The organism is Segatella salivae DSM 15606, assembly GCF_000185845.1.
Taxonomy (GTDB): Bacteria; Bacteroidota; Bacteroidia; order Bacteroidales; family Bacteroidaceae; genus Prevotella; species Prevotella salivae.
Window position 1 is genome coordinate 309,693 of the sequence record NZ_GL629647.1, and the last position, 7,087, is coordinate 316,779.

The window sequence follows — 7,087 nt, forward strand, 5'->3', positions numbered from 1 at the left end:
AAACTAAAGCTTAGGCAACTTAAAAGCCTTCAAATGAGACTCGGCTTTGGTGGATATACACTGCAAAGTGGACACACTTTTTTCCTTGATTATACAAACTTTAGGGAGAATCATGTACCTGGTGGGTGGAATGATGATTGGAGTGGAGAGTTTGAACTGCTTAATTCTAATAAATATAATGAATCCCGTTGGTATGCTCGGGGCAACATAACGTATGAAAGTCCGTTATTAACAATATCACACTTACCTTGGGTTGGGCACTTTATAGAAATGGAACGAATCTACGCAAGCGTACTGAGTTCGAGGAATTGTCACCCTTATATAGAGATAGGTTATGGCTTTACAACTCGCCTTTTCTCTATGGGAATGTTCTTAAGTAACGATAGTGGTAAGATAAAAGAATTTGGATGTAAATTTGGTTTTGAACTATTTAGACACTGGTAATGAACACTTTAACTGTATATAGAGCAAGCGCTGGCTCGGGAAAGACCTTTACCCTTGCCGTGCAATATATCACATTGTTGGTCGAAAACCCTCAAGCCTATCGACATACTCTTGCTGTCACCTTTACAAATAAGGCTACAGAAGAGATGAAAATGAGAATACTTAGTCAATTATATGGCATCTCTGTTGGGCTAAATGAAAGTAAACCATACTTGGAATGTGTCAAACAACTAAGTGGATTAGACGAAAAGACCATCATTGCCAATGCTGGTTACGCACTGCGTGAACTCATTCATCACTACAGCTACTTTCGAGTGGAAACAATAGATGCCTTTTTTCAGACTGTATTAAGAAATTTAGCACGCGAACTTGAGCTTACAGCCAACTTGAGAATAGAGCTGAATGACGAACAAGTTGAACAACAAGCAGTAGACCAACTCATAGAAGATCTCAACGACTCTTCACTCTTATTGTCTTGGATTTTGGATTATATTCAAGAGAATATTGACGACGATAAGTCGTGGAATGTCATTGCACAAATTAAACAATTCGGTAGAAATATTCTCAAAGACTACTATAAAAAGAATCGTCAAAAGATTAAAGAGGTCTTTGAAGATAATGACTTTTTCAAGCAATATACAGGTCAATTGCGCGCTATTAGCAAACACGCTGAAGAACAGATGAAAGCATGTGGTGACGCCTTTTTCAAGTGCATAGCCGATAATGGCTTTGATATTACCGATTTTTCTAAAGGGGCTTCGGGCGTATGTGGATACTTTTTAAAGCTTCAATCTGGGGATTTTACAGATGATGAAAGGGTGTTTAATTCAACAGCTCAAGGGGCTTCGGAGAATCCTGAAAAATGGGTTGTAAAAAAGAAAGCTATAGTTGGCGAACCAATCTATGACTTAGTGTGCAGTACTTTACAAGAAATATTGATCACAACTGAAAGGAAACGAAAGCTGCAAAGCCGCTTATTTAAAAGTGTTTCACTGACATTGAAGCATATAAATCAGTTGAGATTGCTTGATAGTATAGGCGATAAAGTCGAAGAATTGAATTTAGAGCTCAACCGCTTTATGCTTAGTGATACCCAAACTTTATTAAAGTCGATGATTGGAGAGAATGATTCGCCGTTCATTTTTGAAAAGATTGGTGCACAATTACACAACATTATGATTGATGAATTCCAAGATACAGGTTCGGTACAATGGGAGAATTTCAAGGTGTTGTTACTCGAAACGATGAGTCATGATAGTAATAACCTTATCGTTGGTGACGTGAAACAGAGTATATATCGATGGAGATCAGGTGATTGGAGACTTCTAAATGACATTGAGGGACAATTTAAAGAGCACGAAATAACTATTAAACCATTGCAAGTTAATCGTCGTTCAGAAAGAAATATCATCACATTTAACAACACTTTTTTTCAAGAAGCGGTCCGTCAAGAATATGAACAATTAAAACAAGATATCGGCGATGAGGCTGAATTACTACAAAAAGCATACGCAGATGTGACACAAGATATTCCCTCAGATAAGAAAGAAGTAGGTATTGTTGAAGTCGAATTACTACCTAACACCCCTGAATATGAAGAGGAAACTCATAAGAAAATAGCAGATAAGGTGCAGCATCTCCTTGATAATGGTGTTAGAGAAAATGATATAGCGATTATCGTTAGATACAATTCCGACATAGAAAGGATTGGAGAATACTTCATGAAAAACAAGCCGGAGGTACATCTTATTTCCGAAGAAGCGTTTCATCTTGATGCTTCACAAGCCGTGAATATCATCATCAATGCAATGAAGGTGTTGAACAATCCTAATGATGATATTGCACAAGCCGCCCTAACTAAGCTTTACATTAAAGCAATTAAGGATAACAATTTGACTGACAATAATATATTGTTAAAGGACAAATCATTAAAAGATTGTCTTCCTCCACAATTCTTCAACCAAGAAAACCACTTGCGAGGACTATCATTAATTGACATGGCAGAAGAGATTTATCGTATCTTTGAGCTTCAAAAACTCTCGGGACAAACGGCATATATATGTGCGTTTTACGATAAACTAAATGAATATATGCAAGATGGGATCCCCGATTTACATGGATTTTTAGAACAATGGACAGACAATATACACAAGTGTTCAATTCAAAGTAGCAGCAAAAAAGGTATTTCTTTATATACCATTCACAAGAGTAAAGGGTTGGAATTTGACCATGTTATCGTGCCTTTTTGTAACTGGGAACTTGAAAAAAGGGACGTAATCTGGTGCGAACCTGACGTAGAACCATTTAATGCTTTGCCTATAGTTCCAGTGTCGTTCAGTCGCAAGCTAATGAAAAACTCTATCTATGAAAAAGATTACGCGCATGAACATTTCCTCAATATCGTTGATAATCTCAACCTCCTTTACGTCACTTTTACCCGTGCTGGGCGTGGATTATACGTTTATGGCAAGCGAGGTGACAAAGGACAAGGACGCTCTTGGGTGATTGAAAACAGTTTAGGCGCAGTTGCAAATCAACTAAATGCAGAGTACGACGCTACGAAAGAAAAAGACGAAGAAATTCTGTTTACCTACGGAAATGAATCTTCTCTTGTCAATAATCGCGTTAAAAAAGCGACCAAGAACATATTTGAACAAACTGCAGAAGATATTGAAATTGCAATTGATAATTATGAGAATATCGTTGAGTTCAAGCAAAGTAACAAGAGTAAAGAATTTGTTTCAGACGACAATGCCAGTGATGAAGAAAGCACAAAAAGGCAGAGTTATATTAAACTTGGCAGTGTTTTACATGCTGTATTCTCTACAATCAAGACAAAAGATGATGTTAATAAGGCATTAAATGATTTGGAAGCAGAAGGTATTTTGTATGATAAGATTATCACACAAGACCGACTTCACAAACTGATTACAGACCGTTTAAACGACCCACGTGTAGCTTCTTGGTACTCTAATCAATGGACATTGTTCAACGAGTGCAGTATACTTAAGCTCAATACTCTTACGGATAAGGTAGAAGAACGACGTCCTGATCGTGTCATGTTTGATGGAAATGAGATGATTGTTGTTGACTATAAGTTTGGTGTTCCCAAAGAAGAGCACCAATCACAAGTAAAAGAATACATGAACTTACTAAGTGAAATGGGATATAAAAATATTACAGGTTACTTATGGTATCTATTCTCAAATAAAATGATTAAACTATAATGAAAAGCTTCTTACAATATGTTGCCGAGGACATTCTGCATAAATACGGAACAGATCTCTCGCGTATCACCATCATTTTCCCAAACAAGCGTGCCTCTTTATTCCTTAATGAAGAACTTGTTCGCCTATCAAATAAACCATTATGGAGCCCAAATTATCTCACAATCAGTGAACTTTTCCGTGCACATTCAAGCAAATCAGTGGGCGATCAAATTAAACTGATATGCGATTTACATAAGATTTTCAACGAATGTACAGGGAGTGACGAGACTCTTGACCACTTTTATGGTTGGGGACAGGTGCTTTTGGCCGACTATGATGACATAGATAAGAATATGGGCGATGCTCATTTGATATTCAAAAGCATAAAAGACATTCATGAATTTGACGACGCTTCATACCTCAATGATGAGCAAAAAGAGCTGTTAAAGAAGTTCTTTGCCAACTTCACAGAAGACATAACATCAAAACTAAAAGAACGATTTATAAACCTATGGAGTAACTTTGAAGAGATATATACAAAGTTTAATGAGCGTCTTTCACAACAAGGCTTGGCCTATGAAGGTGCACTTTATCGAGAGGTTGTAGGGAAAGAACAGCTTGATTTCCATAGCGACATCTATATTTTCGTAGGTTTCAATATGATGCAGACTGTTGAACAAAAGCTTTGTGAGCGTCTACTGAAGCAAGGAAAAGCAAAGTTTTACTGGGATTTTGATGACTACTTCATGAGTGAAAAGCATGGACTCAAACATGAAGCAGGCACATATATACGACAATATTTGAAGTATTTTCCGAATGAACTCGATACTACTGATAAAGCAATTTATTGTAACTTCGAAAGACCAAAAGATATTACTTATCTCAGTGCTACAACCGAAAATATTCAAGCACGCTATATAAGTACATGGCTAAAAGACCCAAAACGTGTCGCAGCAGGACGTAGAACAGCTATTGTTTTGGCTGATGAAAACCTCTTACCTACTGTTATTCATTGTCTCAGTCCAAATCTAAAATATGTCAATATCACTACAGGTTATCCCTTGCAACATACGCCAATAGCCTCCTTTGTGCGACTACTTGTCATGCTTCAAACCATGGGATACAATACAAAGCGAAAGTCTTTCAGTCGTAAATGGTGCACAATGCTTCAACAACATGTGTATATGAATTACGTGAAAGACAATGAAAGAATCTTTGGGAAGCATTATGCTGACGTGCCATCTGTCAATGCTTGGATTGTAGATATACTCCAGGAAATTGGTAAAAACTATACAGCCGAGGGTGAAGATGCTCCGCTTGTTCATGAATCTATATTCAGAACCTACACGCTTTTCAATCGATTAGATGCATTGATTGCATGTGGTGATCTTGTGGCAGATTTTAATATATATAATAAACTCATTAATCAGTTGATTTCATCAACATCAGTTCCTTTCCATGGAGAACCTATTGTAGGACTGCAAATCATGGGAGTTCTTGAAACACGCAACCTTGATTTCGACCACGTTCTTGTGCTTTCGTGCAATGAAGGCAATATGCCCAAAGGAGTAAACGACACATCTTTCATCCCGTATGCTGTAAGAAAGGCTTTTGGATTAACAACAATTGATAATAAAGTAGCTATTTATGCCTATTATTTTCATAGCCTTCTGCAACGTGCAACGGATATAACATTAACCTATAATAAAGCAGCAAGTAAGACAGCAACAGGCGAAATGAGTCGCTTTATGCTGCAATTGATGGTTGAAAGTGGACAGAATATTCATTTTAAGAACCTCAATGCATCTCAAAATCCATTGCAAAGTATCAAGAAACCTATCGTGAAAAACCAAGAGGTTATGCGCAATATCTATCAGACAGATCGGCTCTCTCCTACCGCAATTACTACTTATTTGCGTTGTCAAATGAGGTTTTACTATAGATATATTGCAGGCATAAAGGAACCTGATAACGAAGAAGATGAAATAGATAACCGCATCTTTGGTAACATCTTTCACCGTGCAGCTGAGTTGTTTTATGAAAGCAAATGTAACAAAGATGTAGTGCAAAAGCAAGATATTATTAATGCACTGAAAGATAAATCGCTATTGCCTCGTATCATAGAAGAGGCGTTCAGAGAAAAGCTTTTCAATGTCAAAGATGATAAAAATATTACCTATAATGGATTGCAAATTATCAATCGACAGGTAATTATCGAATATATAAAGAGACTGTTAGCTATAGATCAGAAGCTTACTCCATTCTCAATACTTGGCTTGGAAAAGCCTATTGAGATGCCTTTTGACATCAATACGCAAGAAGGTTTGAAACAAATTAGTCTGTTTGGAAACATTGATCGCATTGACAAAATCGACGAAAATGGAAGTACCTGCATCCGAGTGGTCGACTATAAAACAGGGAGTAATGATAAGACAAGCATTAAAAGTGTAGACGATATCTTTAATCCAGAAAAGATAGAGAGCCATTCTGACTACTATCTCCAAGCGCTACTCTACTCGATTATGCTATATAATAACCGCAATCTTAATCCAAATCATCTTCCTGTTAGCCCTTCCTTACTATTTATTCAACATGCAACAGGCGATGATTATACACCAATTCTAAAGTTCGGTAAAGACATCATTACAGACGTTTCGATATATACAGAAGACTTCTTAACCAAGTTGAAGGAACTCATTGAGGACATTTTTAATCCTGATATAGCTTTTAATCCAACGGAAAATACAAAGAGATGTCAATATTGTCCTTATCGGGAAATATGCGGATAATTAGAAAATAGAAGATACATAGCATAACTTAACATTGTGTCGGTATGCAACGTATTGTATGAAGGCCATCAAAGACCATCACACGTTGCTAATAACCGATATAGTGTTAACGGCTCTTTATGAAGAGAAGTGACACATATTATCATATAAAGTATGTCATTTTATCGTGTAAAATCATACATATTGCGAGATAAAATGACTGCAAACATAATGCGATACAACTAAAATTAAAGTGAAAATTTATATAATATAAGTAATAAAATAATAATCAATAGTTTATAACATGTAAATTATCAGTTTATCATCCACTACAAAAGTTGCCTTATTGAGCAAAAAATAACATTTTCTTATAAGCAAATACACATATCAATCCATACAAAAAAACAGATTATTTATTTTACATTTTCATAGATTAATCGTGTATTATGAAAGCGATTCCTATCATATAAAAGAATAAAATGCAAGATATCCACTCCAAAAGGAATTACCAACAGGTTAAGATTCGCTATAAAACAAGTTTAGTTTTTACACAAATAATTGAATATATACTCGTACAATTCAACTTAATTTCGTAATTTTGCAGTCTGAAGTTACGAAAAGAGTGTAATTTATTGGAAATGAGCGTAGGTTAATTGCTCTTTATGG

General features: G+C 36.1%; 3 protein-coding genes. All 3 read left to right on the plus strand.

Translation table 11 applies throughout. From position 1 onward, the window contains the following. Nucleotides 1–444: DUF5686 family protein (locus HMPREF9420_RS14505; protein ID WP_007133596.1), on the plus strand; the 444-nt coding region annotated here is incomplete at its 5' end. After that, nucleotides 444–3,671, plus strand: coding sequence for a UvrD-helicase domain-containing protein (locus HMPREF9420_RS01365; RefSeq protein ID WP_007133597.1), 3,228 nt, complete (start codon nt 444–446; stop codon nt 3,669–3,671). The genes HMPREF9420_RS14505 and HMPREF9420_RS01365, both read left to right, overlap by 1 nt. Continuing rightward, a complete protein-coding gene (locus HMPREF9420_RS01370; RefSeq protein ID WP_007133598.1) occupies nt 3,671–6,442 on the plus strand; it encodes a PD-(D/E)XK nuclease family protein in 2,772 nt (923 codons plus the stop codon). Before HMPREF9420_RS01365 ends, HMPREF9420_RS01370 begins: the two co-directional genes overlap by 1 nt. The last annotated feature ends 645 nt before the right edge of the window (nt 6,443–7,087 follow it).

Excerpts from the sequence above, each read along its gene's own strand:
- HMPREF9420_RS01370 (WP_007133598.1), top strand. The coding sequence starts at position 3,671 with ATGAAAAGCTTCTTACAATATGTTGCCGAGGACATTCTGCATAAATAC.
- HMPREF9420_RS01365 (WP_007133597.1), top strand. The coding sequence starts at position 444 with ATGAACACTTTAACTGTATATAGAGCAAGCGCTGGCTCGGGAAAGACC.